This window comes from Vibrio coralliilyticus ATCC BAA-450 (assembly GCF_000176135.1).
Classification (GTDB): Bacteria; Pseudomonadota; Gammaproteobacteria; order Enterobacterales; family Vibrionaceae; genus Vibrio; species Vibrio coralliilyticus.
In genome coordinates this window covers 539,840-557,111 of the sequence record NZ_ACZN01000018.1, presented here as the reverse complement: position 1 = coordinate 557,111, position 17,272 = coordinate 539,840, and the positions used below count along the sequence as shown (strand labels likewise).

Genomic DNA, 17,272 nt, shown 5'->3' with positions numbered 1-17,272 from the left:
AAACCGAGGCTGCTCGTTACATTCCTCTTCAGAAAATCGCCTTCTTCCTATGTTTGACATAGAAAAAAGCGCTGATTGCGATGAACAGAAACGTAAAGTAATAGAAAAATGAAGAGAGTGAGGCGATGAAGTCGATGTGCTGTTCTATCTCCTGCTCAGTATAATTCTGAGACACCAGCTTATAGTAGTAGGCGTATAGAATACCGATTGAGCCGTATCCTAAGTTGAACATTAAACCTTTGAAACTCAACACCGTTGCTCTGTTGTGAGACTCAGTCTTTTTATTGAGGTGATAACTAATGAAGATGTTCATCGTCATGATAATAAAGATGAGTAACAGGGCAGGGATTACCCCATAGATTGACCACCCTAGGCTGATCCAATAGTACGTTGCCATGCTTGCTAACCCCATGATCGCAATAAACCTTTTGGGGGCGATACGTTCCGCTAGTTTACGACTCTGCCCAGCCAATAGGATTTGCAAGACGCTTATCCCCGCACCGATGAAGCCGAAATAGATAATCGGAATATCTATTGCGCGATAGTATTGGCTGTTCATCGTTAAGAACATCCGCGATGTATGCTCGAACAAGCTGTAGTAGAGCAATATGAATAGTACGTAAGGGGTGGAAAGCACCCACTTACCCGTATTCAGTGTTAATTTGAGGCTGGCGATTGTGGTGGCAAATTTGCTGTCGTGCACAGGCAATGCACTGTTGTCTTCTTCCATATTTATTGCGGCATAAAAGGCGATAAGCGCAACGAACAGAGTGGCATAGACTGGAATCCGCATGATGTCTTGTGTCTTTTCTGGAGCGTCGAGGCCAAGGAGGTTAAACACCGACGCCATAAAGTTCACGTCATACATGGCTGCGCCAATTAGGGTGACCAAGATCCCCACGCTGGAGGAAATACGCAGCTGGATCTGCAGCACTTGCGGCCAGACGTCCTCTTTCCCTTGTTCTTTGAGTGTGTCGTAAGCCAAAGCCTCATCGGCGCCACTCGCTAATGCCATCGCCAAGCCACTCAACACTCGGTTAATCAAAAAGACAAAGAAAACAATAGTAGGGTTACCCGTCGGCACGAAAGCGATCATGGCGATCTCTATAAACATGACCACCGAAGATAACACCACCAGCTTTTTACGCCCCAAGGTATCAGCAAAGGCGCCAGATGGGACTTCTGCAAGAACAATGGTCGCCGCCCAAACGACGTTAAGCATCGCGAACTGAGACAGGGTTAAGCCATAATCGAGATAGAGTAGGGTGAATACAGGGTAATAAAAACGCGCAAAGTAACTGCTCCGAAAGATTAAGAAGCTGCGGACATTACGGATATGAAGAATTTCTCGGAGCGTCATGAAGTATTCAACATTTTGATGATCTTAAGATTATGTATATACCTTTTGAGGCTCAATGGTAAAGGTTTTGTGCTTGATTTAATTAGATTATTGCCACGTTTAACCCGTAAGTGAAGGAAAGCGCGTTCAGAACTTGTCTTGCGATGAAACCGCTTTCCAGTTGAATGGCCGTTATTCATCCATAGTAAGTGGTGTATTTGTCAGCATAGATAGTAGTCTTGCTACTCGTTTCTTCATATCACGTCTATCGATAATCATATCGATTGCTCCATGATCCAAAAGAAACTCACTTTGCTGGAAATCTTCGGGCAATGTCTCACGTACGGTTTGTTCGATTACACGACGCCCAGCAAAGCCGACTCTTGCCTTTGGTTCGCCAATATTAATGTCTCCAAGCATCGCTAAGCTTGCGGAGACACCACCATAAGTTTGGTCAGTGAGTATTGAAATGTAGGGTAATTTAGCAATTGAGAGTTGTTTCAATGCTGCACTGGTTTTAGCCATTTGCATTAACGCCATCAAGGACTCTTGCATCCGAGCGCCGCCACAAGCCGAAAAGCAAACCAAACCGCAGTTGTTCTCTATCGCAGTGTTAACAGCTTGAACAAACCGAGCACCCACCACGGAACCCATCGAGCCGGCCATAAATGAAAACTCAAAGGCGCAGGCTACAACAGGTAGGCCCATAAGCTCACCTTTCATTGCGATTAACGCATCTTTTTCGCCTGACTCTTTTTGAGCCAAAGCAATACGGTCTTTGTATCGTTTTTGGTCTTTAAAGCCCAGCGTATCTCGTGGTTCATGATGACTCGCAATTTCAACCTTTTCCCCTGCATCTAAGAAGCGATCAAGCCGACAGCGTGCTTTCATTCTCATGTGGTGATTACAGTGAGGGCAGACGTCCAAGTGAATTTCCAGCGTTTTGTAGTAAAGAACTTGATTGCACTGAGGGCATGTTTTCCATAAGCCTTGCGGTATTTCTGATTTTCCAGCACGGACAATATTCTTTTTATGTATTAGCTTTTCAAGCCAACTCATGAGTCACCTTTAGTTGTTTAATCCAGTTCATGCATTGTATAAACCCAAATTAGGCAATAAAGTGTGATTAATGAGTTAGTAAATCCAATTTAATGGGATAATCGATCGTGCTTGAGAAAATTGAACAGCAATGGCTGACAAGTTTTCACTCTGTATATGAAAACATGAGCTTTAAACGTGCATCCGAGTTTCTCCAGTTGCCAACTTCCAACGTCAGTCGCCACATCAGTATGCTCGAAGAGCGACTTGATACACGACTATTTGATAGGACGACTCGAAAAATAGCTCCGACAAACGCGGGAGAACACCTATATTTGCTGACGCAGCCGTTAATGAGCAAATTGAACGATGCACTTGAAGAGGTCACTCGCCACTCTCAAGAAGCTGTTGGGCAGCTTAGGGTATTGATGCCAGACTCACCGCCATTAGCGAATGCCGTGGTCAGCTTTTGCGAACAATACCCATCCATCTCATTGTGCTGTGATACGAGCATCAGCCCTAAAGAAGATTTGTTCGATGGGTTTGATATTATCTTGAAATTCCATCGCGGACGTCTTGAAGATTCAAATCTGGTTGCGAGAGAGATTAAGCGCTGGCCGAGTGTTGTTGTCGGTTCTCCTAAACTGCTAGAGCGGTACCCGGCACCTTTTCAGACGACTGATTTACAACACATTCCATGCATCAGCAGCCTGACCGCAATAAACGGAGCTCCGTGGGTTTTCAAAAAAGATAGCGGCGAACTTAGTACTCAGAAAGTACGATCTTCGTTTAAGGTCAACAGTGGTCATCTGGCGAAAACGGGCGCGATATCTGGGTTAGGGCTTGCGATACTGCCAATTGAAACGTGCCAAGCTGAAATCAACTCAGGTGCTTTAAAGATCATAGAAATGGAGTACCAACCCGATGACTTGGTTCTTTATGCCTTTTACGCATCAAGAAAACACGTAGCCAATAAGATTCCTATGTTCATTGAGCATATTAAGCAACATGCGAATTTTGGCAGCTGAACAGCGTTCTAATTCGCATGAAGTATTAGAATTTGGCTGGCTGAAAGTAATCTGGTCATGAGTGTAAGCAAGGGAACCCCGCAAATCATAGGTTATCCAAACATTGGCGTTCCCAAGCTGAGAGACTATGAAGGGCAGGGGGACACACCTTCAGTCCGCCAAACCTTGTTCATATCATTTTGCCTCTCGTAACGACGTTAAATTAGAATTCGTAGAACAGACGTACACGAGCACCGAAATCATCTTCTTCAGCAAACGCAGATGCGTCCGACTGCTGATCCAACTTGTTGTCGACGGTTGTGTAGTATGTACCTAGAAGAATCGAAAAATCTTGTACCTCCAGTACATCACGGAAAGCGTATGATGCATACCATGTTGATACATTTACGTCGCCTTCAGCCCACGAAGAAAACTCTTTATTTTTATACTCATTTGTCGAGTGAATGTAACCCAATCCAAAGTTATTCCACAGTGCATTAACACCGGCTGATAAATTGTTTTCGTCAACGGCATCCAAATACGCAACGTTGGCATTACAGTCCAATCACCGCTCGTCCAGTTACCTGTTAAGCCATAACCTGTACGATCTGAGATATCCACACCATCAGCGACAACTGCGTTAGAAACGAGGTTGGTTTCAACCGAAGCGGCTACCTTGAAATCACCCATTTGGTAAGCGACAACTGGGCGAACTAGAAAGGAATCTTTGCTCGATTCGATCTCTTTACCGTGGTACTTGCCGTCAAGGCCGTCATCGAACAAATTAGAACGATCACCAAGCATAGCGCCAACTTCAATGTAGAGATCACCAAATGTTTGGCTATACATGATTTGTCCGTCAGCGCCACGGCCACGGGCTTCTTTTGCTTGGTATGAATATGCAGCTCCATCTGAATACAGATCATTCGCTGTATCACCTGAGTATTCTAGGAATACATCAAGGCCAACAGGGAACATGTCGTAAGCTTCAAATCGCCCCGCTTTAATTGCCCAGCCATCTTTTTTACCAAACTCAAAGTACGCATCATCCAATGCAATATTGCCTGTGCTCTCAAACAGCGGCTGCGCTTTCACACCTACATAGTGTCCCTTACTTGTGTATTTTTCGCCTGCAAACTCAATTAGAACGCGGCCGTCTTGGTTAAACTCACTGTCGTCACTAATGTGTGATTCACGATCTTGGTAGTTGAAGTTCAGCTCCACGTTACCACCAACAGAGAAGTTGCCTTCTTCAGTATCAACAATGCTGATTCCAGCGTTTGCTGTCGTTGCGGCCATTACTGCAGCCGCAGCAAGCGACATTTTTAATGTATTTTTCATGTTAAACCCTATATTTTGGCAATAAGAGGCCCTCCCCGACGAGGGCCTTATTTTTTGTTTTGGAATAATTTACTGGTGGCTAGCGAGTAGCCTGTATCGCAGACATGTAATGCAGTGTGCCACTTGCCTGATTGAGAGAGACTAGAGACAACTCATCGATGAAGATTCGAGAGGTGAACACTGTCTTGCCGTTGTCAGCAAAAATTTCAATCGCTGAGTTATCGACAAAGACGCGAATGGTTTGCGCTTGCTCTAGACGATGAGCATAGCGAACCGTGCCGTATGCTTCTGCATGTAGGTGAGAGACTTGAGTACGGTCTAGAATTAACTCATCTTGATCGCCTCGGAACACCATCTGCTCACCTTTCTGGTTAGCCAGAGTCAAAGTGAAAGACTCATTTACATTCAACTCCAACTCGAATGCTCGTGACGTTAGCTCTAGAGCTTCAGAGTCCTCGACATCAATCGAACTTTGGCGCAGTGCTTCAAGCTCTTTCAATGGTTTTTGAATTAGGTAGTCGCCATCGATGATCAACTCACGTGGTAGCGTGAGCATATGCGCCCAGCCGTTTTTATCCGTCGGATAGTCGCTCTTTGAGTTACCTAACCAACCAATAAGAATGCGACGTTGTTGGTTATCGAGATACGTTTGTGGTGCATAGAAATCAAAGCCTTTGTCTAGCTCTCGATAGCCTTGGTTTTTAAATACTTTCGATTCAAAATCAATAGGCTCACCCACCATATAAACCACAGAAAATACGTTTTTAAGGTCATATTTATTCTCTGAGCTCACGCCCTGTGGTGAGAAGATATAAACCCCATTTTCATCCGTCTCATAGTAGTTCGGACACTCCCACATGTAGCCAAAATCTTCTAGCCCCACATCGATATCACCTTGGTGATGGTAGTCATCAATATCGCTACCGCGGTAGTAAGCGAGAGTACCCTTTTCGTTATGACCTTGAGCGCCAATAAGCATGTGATACTCGTTGTCACGACACACCAACACTGGGTCACGAATCTCTGCGGTATACGCACTCGGATCGAAGTCAACTACGATACCTTTCTTTTCCACGTTACCTTGCTTGTCCATAATCGCGAGAACTTGGGTCGGATGACGTTGGTCATTCTCCTTTTTCAAGTTCGCTGTGTAGAAAATGTACAGCTGGTCATCGTGTGGTACACCAACACCGGTATAACAACCATGATGATCGTAATCTTGGTCTGGGTACATCGCGATACCGCGGTCAGTAAAGTTCACGAAATCTTTGGTCGATACGTGGTACCAGTGCTTCAAACCATGTACTGGGCCAAGTGGAAACCACTGATAGAAAATGTGGTGTTCACCATTGAAGTAACTCAAACCATTTGGGTCATTCAGTAACCCGTGTTTTGGTGCGATGTGATAACTCGGATAAAACGGGTCTGTTTGCGTTCTATATTTAATGTCTGCCAAATATTCCTCACTCACCTCATGAATTCGGACAAAGCGGTTTTGACGATTAGAAAAATCCATAACAACTCCAGAAAATGCTATTCACTCAAATTAGTGGTGAAAAATTATTTAGGCTCTTTGTAAAGTAGCTTTGTTAGCGCGAAAGCAGAGGCTGCGCCGACTAGCATCACAAGAACATACATTCCTAGACCGCCGCCAAGATAAAGTAGGACACCCGGTAGCATGGTTGCGCCCGTACCCGCTGAGCCGATACCCGCAATTGCGCCCAAACAGCCACCTAGCGCACCACCAACACAGCCGTATAAGAAAGGTTTTACGCGAGGTAAGGTAATCGCGAACATGGCTGGCTCAGTAATGCCAAATAGAGCTGGCAGTGCGGCACCAAACATTCCCGTGCGTTTAACCTTGTCTGTCTGCATCGACATCACTGCCATTGCCGCTCCAAACTGGCCAGCGATTGCAGCGGTACCCAATGGGTTGATGTAGTCAAAGCCTGTGTCTGTCACCATCGCGATCGTGATAGGCACGATGGTGTGGTGCATACCTGTTACCGCCATGAATTGAATTGCGCCGCCGTAAATCAAGCCACCAATGCCGTATGGGATTTGTAAGAAGTAGAGCACGGCTTCGGTAATCAGCTTCTCAATTCCGAGTAGGATTGGACCAACGAACACCAAACCTGCAATCAAAGAGACCAATAGAGTGATAAATGGCGTCAGAATGAGGTCCAATACTTCAGGGATGTATTGGCGTGATTTACGCTCAACTAGAGCAGCGAACCAACCCATAAACACCGCTGGAAGAATTGAACTCTGTAAACCAGTTACCGCAATCTCAAAGCCCATAAACGGAATCATCATCGCTTCTGCGTTACCGAAAGCGACATCCCATTTACTAGCTAGTTGCGGAGCCACCAGCATCAAGCCCAAAACAATACCGAGCACTGGATTACCACCAAATACGCGCATCGCCGACCAAGTCACTAATACTGGAATAAAGATGAAGGCTGTGTCGGTTAAAACTTGAGACAGCGTATTGAGCTGTGGAGAGAGCTCAATCCCGAATCCGTTGACTAACAATCCACGCAGCCCCATTAGCAAACCAGTGGCAACTAGGGCTGGAATAATGGCGACGAAGATGTCAGAAAAAGTACGAGTTAACGTTTGGAAGGTGCTTACTTTGTCATTTTTCTCTTCTGCTTCTGGCGTTTCTTCAATGGCTTCATTGCCTTTCATGATGGCAAAAACCTTACCCACAAAGCCTGTACCCAAGATCACCTGGTGCTGACCATTTTGGAAAAAGTACCCGTGTACGCCTTCCGTTGCGCTGAGTCCTTCAGCGTTGACTTTTTCATCATCCTTGGCCACAACACGCAATCGTGTTGCACAGTGATTCAGTTGTACGATATTGCCCTCACCTCCCAGTAAGGACATGACTCTATCCGCTACAACTCTCGCATCTCGCGCCATAAATTTCGTCTCCAAAGAGTGCAAAGAAATAACAACCTGTATTTAACTTGTATTTATGATAATACAGGTAGGATACAGGTTGTATTTTTGGTTGTCGTTTTTTGTTATTCGTCACACTTGTTGTTTACCTGAAATGCATAAGATTGCTTACCTTCAAAAACCTATAGATAAAAAAATAGCCCACAAACGTGGGCTATTCGACATTCTCTAAACTCGTGCGGTTATCTCAAAGTCATACAGACTAGATTTATAATAAACCGTTGAGTATTCGTATATTTTCTGCTCTTCATAGAAGTTCTGAGAGTGGTTGATCAAGATGGGATCAAGCTCTCCAACATCCAAAAATTGCTGAACTGTCACGTCGGGCAACGCGGGTAACAGTTTCTGTTGCGTCTTGACCATCTCAATACCGTGACGACTCAAATATTCGAACTTTGATCCCTTGAGATCGTCTTTTGTTAGGTTGGGAAGTAGTACTCGAGGGATGTAGAACTCTTCAAATGAGACGACTTGGTCGTTAACCAGTCTTAAACGACGAGCAAAATTAACGGGCTCACCAACAGCGATATTGAGTTTTTGAGCGACAAGCTCGTCTGCAGGCTGCACCTCAAAGGCATCGACAATATTGGTCGCTTCTAGACCCGCACCAGCTGCCTCTTGCGCCAATCCAGACATAGATAAGAAGTCATGACGCAGCTTATTGGATTTAACAAAGCTGCCTTTGCCCTTTTCGGAAAAGATATAACCGCCATCATTGAGCTGTTGCAACGCTTTACGCACCGTAACACGGCTGACTTTCAACAGCTCCACCAACTGATTCTCAGACGGTAGCTTACTGCCTGCTGGATAAGTGCCTTTATCAATCTCGCGCTTTAACTCTCCCGCGACTTGAATGTACAACGGTTGCAAATTTTTTTGCTCAAATAACTCAGTCATAATTCCATAAAAACTAAGGGGGGTAGGGGCATCTTACTTAAGGTACGAGGGAATACCAAGTCTACCCGGTGAGAGAAAATGACGTGTATCCTAACAAACAGTGGGTAGATTACCTGAAGAAAGTATATTTAAATCAAAATTGTTCTGACTCAGAGGTGCCTTGGTAAGGGGGCATTTCCTAGCGGTACCACGCTGAGTTTGCTTTACGATGACAAAGACATGGCTACTAAATTGGAAATGTGAGATTGTGAGGGGCCAAAAACGGTGAAACCCCGATGTTGGTAGCATCGGGGTTTCGAATTTTTAGAAGTCTCGGTTGGTAAGGCCGATATTCTTTATGCAAAAGGCTGGATGTAATCCGATTTAATTCCTTGGTAGGGAATTAGATGCGGATGAAGTCCATGTGCTCAACTTTTGGCTTGTAAGCGTGACGTTGAACGTCTTGTGGCTTAACTTTAACTTCAGCGCCGTCGATCACTAGAACGATGCCTTCGTAGAACTCAGGCTTGTCCATTTGGTTAACAACGTCGTCGTGGTTAAGAACGATAGATACTGGCGCAGCCTCACCACCGTAAACGATAGCAGGGAATTGACCAGCGTGACGTAGGCGGCGGCTCGCACCTTTACCTAGTTCAGTACGTACTACTGCTTCAAATTTCATAGTATTTACTCTCAAATATGAAAAAAATAACGTCACATTCTGCGATGCGACCTCGCGTGAATGTGGTAAACGCTTTCGAGTAATTGGTAGTAACTCTTCAAGCGAGCGCGGATACTATCACTCTCTCGATTTTCCCGCAATAGAAAACCCGTTTAACTGGCTATCTTTTGAGTAAATATTTTCAGTCGCTTACCGTTGTTTGAGGCAGGCACAAGATACTTACATTTTTACACCTAAACAAGCGGTCAATATGAACCGAATCTGAACATTCTTCTCACGCGTGATTAAGTCTCACCACGGTATTGTTCATATCGTGAATGATAGATTGATTGAGGAGTTGGATATGGGACCAGTAAGTATTGTTGTCATTACCTTGAATGAAGAAAAGCGCATTGGGCGTTTGATGGAAGATTTGAGCAAGCAGACGCATCGTGACTTTGAAGTGATTCTTGTCGACTCAGACAGCGAAGACGCGACAAGAGAAGTGGCGAGCGCATATGAAGCATCTTTGCCTGCATTAACCGTGCACAAAATGGATACACGCGGTGTGAGCCTAGGGCGCAATATAGGCGCGTCTATGGCAAAGCATGAGCGTTTGTTGTTTCTTGATGCAGACGTTCAACTAGCGCCGAACTTCTTAGCTAACGCAGTCAGTCAGTTAGAAGAAAAGCAGCTTGAGGTTGCGGGTGTGTATATGGGCGCCAAAGATCTGCCTGTGGTACACAAGCTAGGTTATGGTTTGTTTAATTTAGGTCTGTTTACGACGCAGTTTATTTTTCCCACCGCGGTTGGGGCGTGTATTTTCTCGACCAAACGCGTGCATGAACAACTGAATGGCTTTGATGAGCAAATCGTTTTGTGTGAAGACTGTGACTATGTGAAGCGTGCCAGCAAAACATGGCGGTTCCGCTTCTTGAATCTGACGTTTGGCTTTGATCCTCGCCGCTTAGATCAAGATGGTATTTTCAAAATGGGTATGACTTACTTTAAAGCCAATGTTCGTCGTTTCTTCTTTGGTGAAATGCGCAATAACGAAATGGATTACAAGTTCGGCCACTATAAAGAGCAGTAATACTCAGGGACTTTGGTTATGTTTGAAGGAGCTAGCCTGTTTGTTGGGGCCTTACTGGATGCGTTAATAGGCGCCAATCTATTTGTGCCGGGAGAGCCTTTTCTGATCGCAGCGGGTTATCAGTTGCATCAAGGGGTTATTACTGGCGTCTTCGCGGTACTGCTTGGTGGCTTTCTTGGCGATCAGGCGAGCTATTTCATTGGGCGAAAAGTAGGCGTGCCTGCTCAGAAAAAATTGATTAAGTGGCAGCCTAAGACCAGACGCCCGATAGCCCGATGTCGTCATCTAATGGCAAAGCGAGGTAACGCGGTATTAGCGTTTGCTCGCCTACTTGGGCCTGTAGCATGGGTTGTGCCGTTTATTGCGGGCACCAATAAGATTACCTGGGTGCGATTTAGCGTTTTTTCTTCTATTGGGCTGGTGCTGGGGGTAGGCCAGTTTGTGATGTGGGGCTATCTGCTCGCTTATGGCATCGATAAATTTCCAATGTTCGCTGAAGTCAAAGCCGTCATTGTTGAGCACCAAGCCAGCCTCATTGCCGTTGCTGCCAGTCTGGTTTTTCTGTTTATTGGTAAACGCTTAAAGTGGCGTTTGATGTTGCCTAAATTCTCGTTGTTTCTGCTGGGTGCGATGCTGTACGCCAACTACACGCACTTTTTCCATATGTCCGATGACTTTGTTGAGCAGACAGGGCCGGCTCCAAAAATTGCACCCACTGCGCTGAAGTTCAAAGCGTACCCAGGGAAATCATCGGTATTCGATGCACAGGCTATCAACGTGCTCTATTTTGGCGACTCACCACGTGAGTTGATGTTGCAGCTTGGCTGGATTGAGAATCACACATTTTCACGTCATGACATTGACCCATCCGTATATTTAGATTTGATTAATAACCAGACTCCGCCAGTGTCTGATTTATTTTGGAACCAAACCCCTCAAAATTTGGCATTCCAGCTTCCCGGAGATTTGGTTCAGCGAAGCCACATTCGCTGGTGGAAAGGAGGAGTGGACCCACAAAGTCATCAGACGATTTGGCTCGGTGCAATAAGCTATGACAACGGATTAAAATTCACTGCCTATTCGGGCATTTTCACTGTACTGCACAGCATTGATCCAAATGTGGATAAAGAGCGGGATAAACTTGCCCAACAGGTAAAGTCGATATTGCCGCAGCAAGCAATCGCCTTTCAGCCGCTATCTGTACCTACCGCGATTGATGGCCAACATGACTATTTTACTGACGGTCAGATATTGGTCATTCAAGAAACAATAATCCCTCAGACTGGAAGCTAGATAACAAAAAGCCTAACGAAAACTCAGTCTTAATCGGTTGAGTTTTTCTTTTTTATAAGTTTTAAGATATGGTTAAGGTATAGAAAGTACCTATATTCAGTCTATTACGATGCTGATAATTAATAATAATCATATTCTCAACTTGCTTGCTGGTTCAGTGGAAGACGCTGATTCCGGTCAGAAAACTATGCTTGGTGGTAACGAAGTTGCACTACTTCAATACATGATTGAGCACCCCCATAAGCCCCTCTCTAAATCAGAACTTTTGGAACAGGTCTGGCATAAAAAAGGCGTTATTGTTGAAGAGAGTAGCTTGCTGCACTGTGTATCAAGCTGCCGAAAAGCACTTCAAGATAAAAACAGCGAAATCATCAGTACGATTCGTGGTGTTGGTTATCAATTTAACGGTGAAGTCAGGGATTACGAACCAGAGGCTTTAGCTGACAACTCTGTTTTATCTTCTTCGGCGGAAAGCGAAGTTCTCTCCGATGTATCTTCAACGGTATTGAAAAAGCGCAATGCGCGCTATCTGGTTATGTTTAGCCTGAGCGCTTTGGCGGGATATCTGCTTGTTTCTACTCTACGTACGCCTTGGGTTGAAGCTGACTATACTGAAACCCGTTACTTAGGGTGCACGGTTCAGACAGACGAGCCTGTTACATTGGCTAATGTCCGTGCTTTCCAGACCGGTAATCAGGTGATCTTGGTTGATCAGGATGGAACGTCAGTCAGTTACCTACCTGAAGAAGTGGAGGTGATTTGTGAATAAGACGATGACGATCACCAGCGTGTTAGCGGGTTTAGCGATTGGTGGAGTGGCAGCTTACGTCAACTCACCGACCATGAATCAGAACTTTGAAAGTCATACGCAAATAGTTATACCCAAGCGAGAAGGTAGTGAGCTGGTTAAAATGCGTGCGTCACTGAACCTGAAACGTTCTGGCCAATACGAACTGTATTTCTTGACTGGGAATCTGGTTGGGTTTAATACCACAGGGCATTATGACTTTGACTCATATGGTTTGTCTCTGATGCCAATCTCCGCTGAGCAAGTTGTGCCAGAGGGTAAAAAGTTGAACATTATGGAGACTATGTTCAGTCAACGAGGAATGCATTCAATGGAAGAGTTGAAAGTCATTCGTATCGGTAAGGAGCAAACGATTCTGGTTGCACCAAGATACTCCTACCTGTTTGTCACTGCTGAACAATAATGTTCAAAAATAGTGCAAAAGCCAGCATTTAGATGCTGGCTTTTTTTGTGCGTTTTTTCTTTTAAAAACATGGCTTTGAGGTTTTTTAATAATGGTTCATGATTAAATATCATCCACCTGACAAAGCCCTAACTTAGCAAGGAAAATCTTAGGTATAACAAGCGGCAAGTTTCATCAATTAGAGACAAATCATGAAAAATTCTAAGGCTCTGCCGCTGTCTATTTTATGCACTGCTAGCTCCGTTTATGCCGTTAACGTGATAGCAGAAGATCAAGTTCCTGCGACTCCGGTAACCGTCGAAGTGGTTGCCGAGCAATCAAGTGCAGCTTCACTTAACGAAGTTGGCAAAATTAAAGCAACAGATTCTGCCGCGCTGACGTTCAGTGCTGGTGAAAAACTTAAGTCGCTAAAATTCAGCGATGGTGATGTGGTTAAGAAAGGCGAGCTAATTGCTCAACTTGATGATGACCAAGCTAAAGCTGAACTCGATAAAGCTGAGAGCTCATTGGCATTAGCTGAGTCTAAGCTAGACCGTGTGTTGGCATTGCTAAAGAAACAACCAGATTCCATGTCTGCTCAGGATGTAGAAGAGCTTAAACAACAAGCGAACCTTGCGCGTGCAGACTTCCGTCAAAAGAAAACCGACATGCAGAACTACCAGTTGATTGCACCATTTGACGGTCAACTGACTAACTTTACTCATTCTGTTGGTAGTCGTGTTGAAGCAGCAACGGCCTTGGTTAGCCTGATTAAACTTGATCCGGTTGAAGTACATTACTCAATCAGCCAGTCAGAAGTCGGCAAAGCGAAGCTAGGCCAGGCAGTCTCTCTAACCGTCGATGCATACCAAGACCAGACGTTCACTGGCAAGGTAAACTATATCGCTCCACTTGTTGATGAAAGTTCTGGCCGTGTAGAAATTCACGCGCATTTTGATAACCCAGAAAATGCTCTAGTTCCGGGTATGTTCGCCAAGGTTTCTCAAACGATTGGTGAGGCAAACTCACATCTAGTGGTTTCTCAGACGTCTATTGGCGCTGACGGAGACCAGCGTTTCGTTTGGGTCGTTGAAGACAACAAAGCGATCAAGCGTCCAGTCGAGCTTGGTGAAAACACCAATAATGGTTACGTGACGATTGAATCTGGTCTCAAGCTAGGCGAAACCGTTGTTGTAACAGGCCGACAAAACCTCAATCACGAGGCTCCTGTATCTGTTCAAAACACTAAATCACCAGTGACTTTGCCGTCACGCACTTTACCTGCTCAGCCAGTCAAAGAAGCGGAGGCAGAGAAACCTGCCGCTGAACTTCCGACCGAAGTAGAAAAAGAAGAAAAAAAGGTAGCTGAGCCGGCAAACGAAAAGCCAGCGGAGGTAACGAATGAAGCTGCCTGAAATATGTATTAAACATCCAGTGCTCGCCTCAGTGCTGAGCATTGCGATTGTTCTACTGGGGATAGTCTCCTACCAAAAACTTGCGATTCAATATTTTCCTGAGCGCCAGACTGCATCGGCTACAGTAAGCGCTTCAATTACCGGGGCGAGTGCTGAGTTTATGTCACAAAATGTGGCAGAAGAACTCATCACTGCAGTCACAGGTCTCGATAAGATCAAAACGATGACAACGGATTGTCAGGAAGGCAGCTGTTCTCTCAAGATCCAATTTGAAGATGGGGTCAGTGAGGTTGAGTACGCAAGCCTGATGAACAATCTGCGCAGCAAGGTGGATGGTATCTCTGATTTCCCGCCAGCGATGACAGACAAACCGACAGTAACGGATGACTCTTCTGACACGGCAATGCCAAGTAACATTATCACATTCGTTAACCGTGGTGAGATGAAGAAGCAAGAGCTGTTTGACTTCATCAGTCAGCAGATTGCTCCTCAGTTCAAAAACGTACTGGGTGTTGGTGGTGTGTGGGGGCCATATGGTGGTTCCAACCGTGCTATTCGTGTTTGGTTGCAACCTGAGCGTATGGCGGCTCTGAATGTCAGTGCTTCTGACGTAGTAGGTACGCTGAGCACTTACAATGCGACGTTTACTGCAGGTACGATTAAAGGTGAAGTTCGTGACTTCTCAATCAACCCTGTCAATCAGGTAACGTCTATTGAAGATGTGCGTGACCTCGTTATCCGTGTCGATAATGGCAACATCGTTCGTGTTAATGATGTGGCTGACGTTCAAATGGGTGAGGAGAGCCTTGAGCCAAGCATGCTTCATGTTGATGGCGATATGGCGATGTCTCTTCAGGTGTTACCACTTAAATCTGAGAACCCGGTTACGGTTGCGAACCGCGTAAAAGCGGCCATGGAAACCATGGAAGTACCGGACAATGTTGAGATGAAGATGGTCTACAATCAGGCTGACTTTATCGAAGAAGCAATTGACCAAGGGTTTATGACGTTGGTTGAAGCGATTGTTCTGGTATCGGCAATTGTAGTTTTGTTCTTAGGTTCACTGCGCGTTGCAGCGATTCCTCTCATAACTATTCCTGTCTGTGTGATCGGCGTGTTTGGTGTAATGGCAATGCTAGGCTTTAGCATCAACGTGTTGACTATTTTGGCTATTATTCTTGCGATTGGTCTGGTGGTTGATGATGCTATCGTTGTGGTGGAAAACTGCTACCGACATATTGAAGAAGGTCTTTCACCATTTGAAGCAGCACTTAAGAGCTGTAAAGAGGTTGTTTTCCCTGTCATCGCAATGACCTTAACGCTGGCTGTGGTGTACTTGCCGATTGGTTTGATGTCAGGTTTGACGGCGGATCTGTTCCAACAGTTTGCCTTTACGCTAGCAGCATCAGTCATCATCTCAGGATTCGTAGCATTAACCCTGTCTCCGATGATGAGTGCCTACATGTTGAAATCAGTGACAACGTCACCAAAGTGGTTCCAGTGGGTGGAAACCAAACTGAACGCCATGACTGACAAGTATATGGTGTACCTGAATGCATGGTTCAAGCGTCCACGCCAGGTTTTAGCGGGTACTGCAGTGCTTACTATTTTGTCTGTTGTTGCTGTATGGTTTATGCCAAAAGTTCTTCTGCCTACAGAAGATACTGGTTTCATTGAAGTGACTTCTCATGGCCCTGCTGGTGCTGGTCGTCTATACGACTTGGATAACGCTGACCAAATCAACGCAGTGTTTGAAGGTAACAAAGAGATTGAAGCTAATCTTGCTTACATTGAAACTGCACCGACTAATCACGTGTTGTTGAAGCCATGGGAAGAACGTAATAAGAGCGCCGATGAAATCATCAATGAGATGATTGCTAAAGCGAAGGAAACTATCTCGGCGTATACGACGTCTTTCTCTGTACGTTCTGCTGACAACCTTGATGTAGCAGACAATCTGATTCTTCAAGTGACAACCGTTAACCGTGACCTAGACGAGCTGTCTGATACTGCAGCGAAAGTCGTTGAGTTACTTGAGGATTATCCAGGTCTGTCGAACGTTGATAACTCAACGCACCGTGACCAGCTACGATTTGATATGTCGATTGACCGCAATGCGATTGTATTGTCGGGCGTTGATTACGGCAACGTAACCAATGCAATTTCTACTTTCTTAGGCTCTGTGAAGGCTGCCGATCTGCAAGCAGATGACGGATTTACCTACCCAATTCAGGTACAGGTAAACCGCCAAGCGTTAGGTGACTTTAAAGTTCTAGATAAGTTATACGTTAGCTCTGAATCTGGTCAAAGGTTGCCACTGTCTCAGTTCGTATCGATTAAGCCTGTGACGGCAGAATCAAATATTAAAACCTATGGCGGTAAAGACGCTGCAGAGATTACTGCAGACTTGGTACCAGGTTACAGCGCGGATGATGTTCAAGCATTCCTCGATGAGAAGCTTCCTGAGTTACTGAAAGCGGGGCAAAGCTACGAATACGATGGCGTGATTAAAGAGCTTAACGAGTCATCAGCGGGTATGCAGATGCTGTTTGGTCTGGCGCTGATCTTTATCTTCCTGATCCTTGCTGCTCAGTTTGAGAGCTTTGTAGACCCATTGGTTATTCTGATCACCGTTCCTCTGTGTCTGGTAGGTGCGATACTGACGTTAAGCGTCTTTGGTCAAAGCCTGAACTTGTACTCTAAGATTGGTTTGCTGACTCTGGTTGGTTTGGTGACCAAGCACGGCATCCTGATGGTGGAATTTGCCAATCTTAAGCGTAAGGAAGGTGTGGAAGTGATGGAAGCGGCGTTGATGAGTGCACGCTCTCGTCTACGTCCTATCCTGATGACGTCTCTGACGATGATCATCGGTTCACTACCTCTTGCTCTGGCAGAAGGTCCGGGTTCGTTAGGTCGAGTAAACATTGGTCTGGTTCTGGTCGGCGGTTTGACGATTGGTACTTTCTTCTCGCTGTTCTTTGTACCAATGGCTTATGTTGCAGTAGCAAAGCTTCGCGAAAAAAGCGTATTGCGTAAGCAGCTTGTTGAGGGGTAA

13 protein-coding genes and 1 pseudogene are annotated in these 17,272 nt (G+C 45.3%); 7 read left to right on the top strand and 7 right to left on the bottom strand.

Going from position 1 to position 17,272, the window contains the following annotated elements:
- Positions 1 to 28: 28 nt before the first annotated feature.
- Positions 29 to 1,360 carry an MFS transporter gene (locus VIC_RS21880; RefSeq protein WP_006962542.1) on the bottom strand — a complete coding sequence of 444 codons (1,332 nt, stop codon included), beginning with the start codon at positions 1,358 to 1,360 and terminating at the stop codon, positions 29 to 31.
- Between the two features lie 171 nt (positions 1,361 to 1,531).
- Positions 1,532 to 2,398 (bottom strand): acetyl-CoA carboxylase, carboxyltransferase subunit beta, encoded by an 867-nt coding sequence (gene accD / locus VIC_RS21875; RefSeq protein ID WP_006962541.1) that lies wholly within the window; start codon positions 2,396 to 2,398, stop codon positions 1,532 to 1,534.
- A gap of 107 nt (positions 2,399 to 2,505) precedes the next feature.
- Between accD and VIC_RS21870 the strand changes: the two genes are divergently transcribed.
- Positions 2,506 to 3,405 (top strand): LysR family transcriptional regulator, encoded by a 900-nt coding sequence (locus VIC_RS21870; protein ID WP_006962540.1) that lies wholly within the window; start codon positions 2,506 to 2,508, stop codon positions 3,403 to 3,405.
- A gap of 202 nt (positions 3,406 to 3,607) precedes the next feature.
- Here the strand turns inward: VIC_RS21870 and VIC_RS21865 are convergent.
- The 5 genes and pseudogenes from VIC_RS21865 to rplY all read right to left on the bottom strand — a co-directional run bounded on the left by VIC_RS21865 (position 3,608) and on the right by rplY (position 9,247).
- Positions 3,608 to 4,725: pseudogene (locus tag VIC_RS21865) on the bottom strand (carbohydrate porin).
- Positions 4,726 to 4,804: 79 nt separating this feature from the next.
- The gene (locus VIC_RS21860) at positions 4,805 to 6,241 is read right to left on the bottom strand and encodes a sucrose-6-phosphate hydrolase (RefSeq protein WP_006962539.1); all 1,437 of its coding nucleotides are present in this window, start codon (positions 6,239 to 6,241) and stop codon (positions 4,805 to 4,807) included.
- A 44-nt stretch (positions 6,242 to 6,285) separates the two neighbouring features.
- A complete protein-coding gene (locus VIC_RS21855) occupies positions 6,286 to 7,650 on the bottom strand; it encodes a PTS transporter subunit EIIC (RefSeq protein WP_006962538.1) in 1,365 nt (454 codons plus the stop codon).
- Between the two features lie 207 nt (positions 7,651 to 7,857).
- Positions 7,858 to 8,586, bottom strand: coding sequence for a GntR family transcriptional regulator (locus VIC_RS21850; protein WP_006962537.1), 729 nt, complete (start codon positions 8,584 to 8,586; stop codon positions 7,858 to 7,860).
- A 382-nt stretch (positions 8,587 to 8,968) separates the two neighbouring features.
- A complete protein-coding gene (gene rplY, locus VIC_RS21845) occupies positions 8,969 to 9,247 on the bottom strand; it encodes a 50S ribosomal protein L25 (protein WP_006962536.1) in 279 nt (92 codons plus the stop codon).
- Positions 9,248 to 9,590: 343 nt separating this feature from the next.
- On the opposite strand from rplY, the gene VIC_RS21840 reads away from it, so the two are divergent.
- The 6 genes from VIC_RS21840 to VIC_RS21815 all read left to right on the top strand — a co-directional run bounded on the left by VIC_RS21840 (position 9,591) and on the right by VIC_RS21815 (position 17,272).
- Entirely contained in the window at positions 9,591 to 10,319 is a 729-nt protein-coding gene (locus VIC_RS21840; protein ID WP_006962535.1) for a glycosyltransferase family 2 protein, read from the top strand.
- Positions 10,320 to 10,337: 18 nt separating this feature from the next.
- On the top strand, positions 10,338 to 11,612 hold the full coding sequence (locus tag VIC_RS21835) for an LssY C-terminal domain-containing protein (protein ID WP_006962534.1): 1,275 nt from the start codon (positions 10,338 to 10,340) through the stop codon (positions 11,610 to 11,612).
- Positions 11,613 to 11,721: 109 nt separating this feature from the next.
- The gene (locus tag VIC_RS21830) at positions 11,722 to 12,381 is read left to right on the top strand and encodes a winged helix-turn-helix domain-containing protein (protein ID WP_039952500.1); all 660 of its coding nucleotides are present in this window, start codon (positions 11,722 to 11,724) and stop codon (positions 12,379 to 12,381) included.
- Complete coding sequence (locus tag VIC_RS21825; RefSeq protein ID WP_006962532.1) at positions 12,374 to 12,823, top strand: hypothetical protein; 450 nt, start codon at positions 12,374 to 12,376, stop codon at positions 12,821 to 12,823. The genes VIC_RS21830 and VIC_RS21825 overlap by 8 nt, the downstream gene beginning before the upstream one ends.
- A 191-nt stretch (positions 12,824 to 13,014) precedes the next feature.
- A complete protein-coding gene (locus tag VIC_RS21820) occupies positions 13,015 to 14,217 on the top strand; it encodes an efflux RND transporter periplasmic adaptor subunit (protein WP_006962531.1) in 1,203 nt (400 codons plus the stop codon).
- Positions 14,204 to 17,272 carry an efflux RND transporter permease subunit gene (locus VIC_RS21815; protein WP_006962530.1) on the top strand — a complete coding sequence of 1,023 codons (3,069 nt, stop codon included), beginning with the start codon at positions 14,204 to 14,206 and terminating at the stop codon, positions 17,270 to 17,272. The genes VIC_RS21820 and VIC_RS21815 overlap by 14 nt, the downstream gene beginning before the upstream one ends.

Coding starts and splice junctions, on each gene's coding strand:
- rplY (WP_006962536.1), bottom strand. CDS start 9,247: ATGAAATTTGAAGCAGTAGTACGTACTGAACTAGGTAAAGGTGCGAGC.
- VIC_RS21855 (WP_006962538.1), bottom strand. CDS start 7,650: ATGGCGCGAGATGCGAGAGTTGTAGCGGATAGAGTCATGTCCTTACTG.
- VIC_RS21880 (WP_006962542.1), bottom strand. CDS start 1,360: ATGACGCTCCGAGAAATTCTTCATATCCGTAATGTCCGCAGCTTCTTA.
- VIC_RS21830 (WP_039952500.1), top strand. CDS start 11,722: ATGCTGATAATTAATAATAATCATATTCTCAACTTGCTTGCTGGTTCA.
- VIC_RS21820 (WP_006962531.1), top strand. CDS start 13,015: ATGAAAAATTCTAAGGCTCTGCCGCTGTCTATTTTATGCACTGCTAGC.
- VIC_RS21860 (WP_006962539.1), bottom strand. CDS start 6,241: ATGGATTTTTCTAATCGTCAAAACCGCTTTGTCCGAATTCATGAGGTG.
- accD (WP_006962541.1), bottom strand. CDS start 2,398: ATGAGTTGGCTTGAAAAGCTAATACATAAAAAGAATATTGTCCGTGCT.
- VIC_RS21815 (WP_006962530.1), top strand. CDS start 14,204: ATGAAGCTGCCTGAAATATGTATTAAACATCCAGTGCTCGCCTCAGTG.
- VIC_RS21835 (WP_006962534.1), top strand. CDS start 10,338: ATGTTTGAAGGAGCTAGCCTGTTTGTTGGGGCCTTACTGGATGCGTTA.
- VIC_RS21840 (WP_006962535.1), top strand. CDS start 9,591: ATGGGACCAGTAAGTATTGTTGTCATTACCTTGAATGAAGAAAAGCGC.
- VIC_RS21850 (WP_006962537.1), bottom strand. CDS start 8,586: ATGACTGAGTTATTTGAGCAAAAAAATTTGCAACCGTTGTACATTCAA.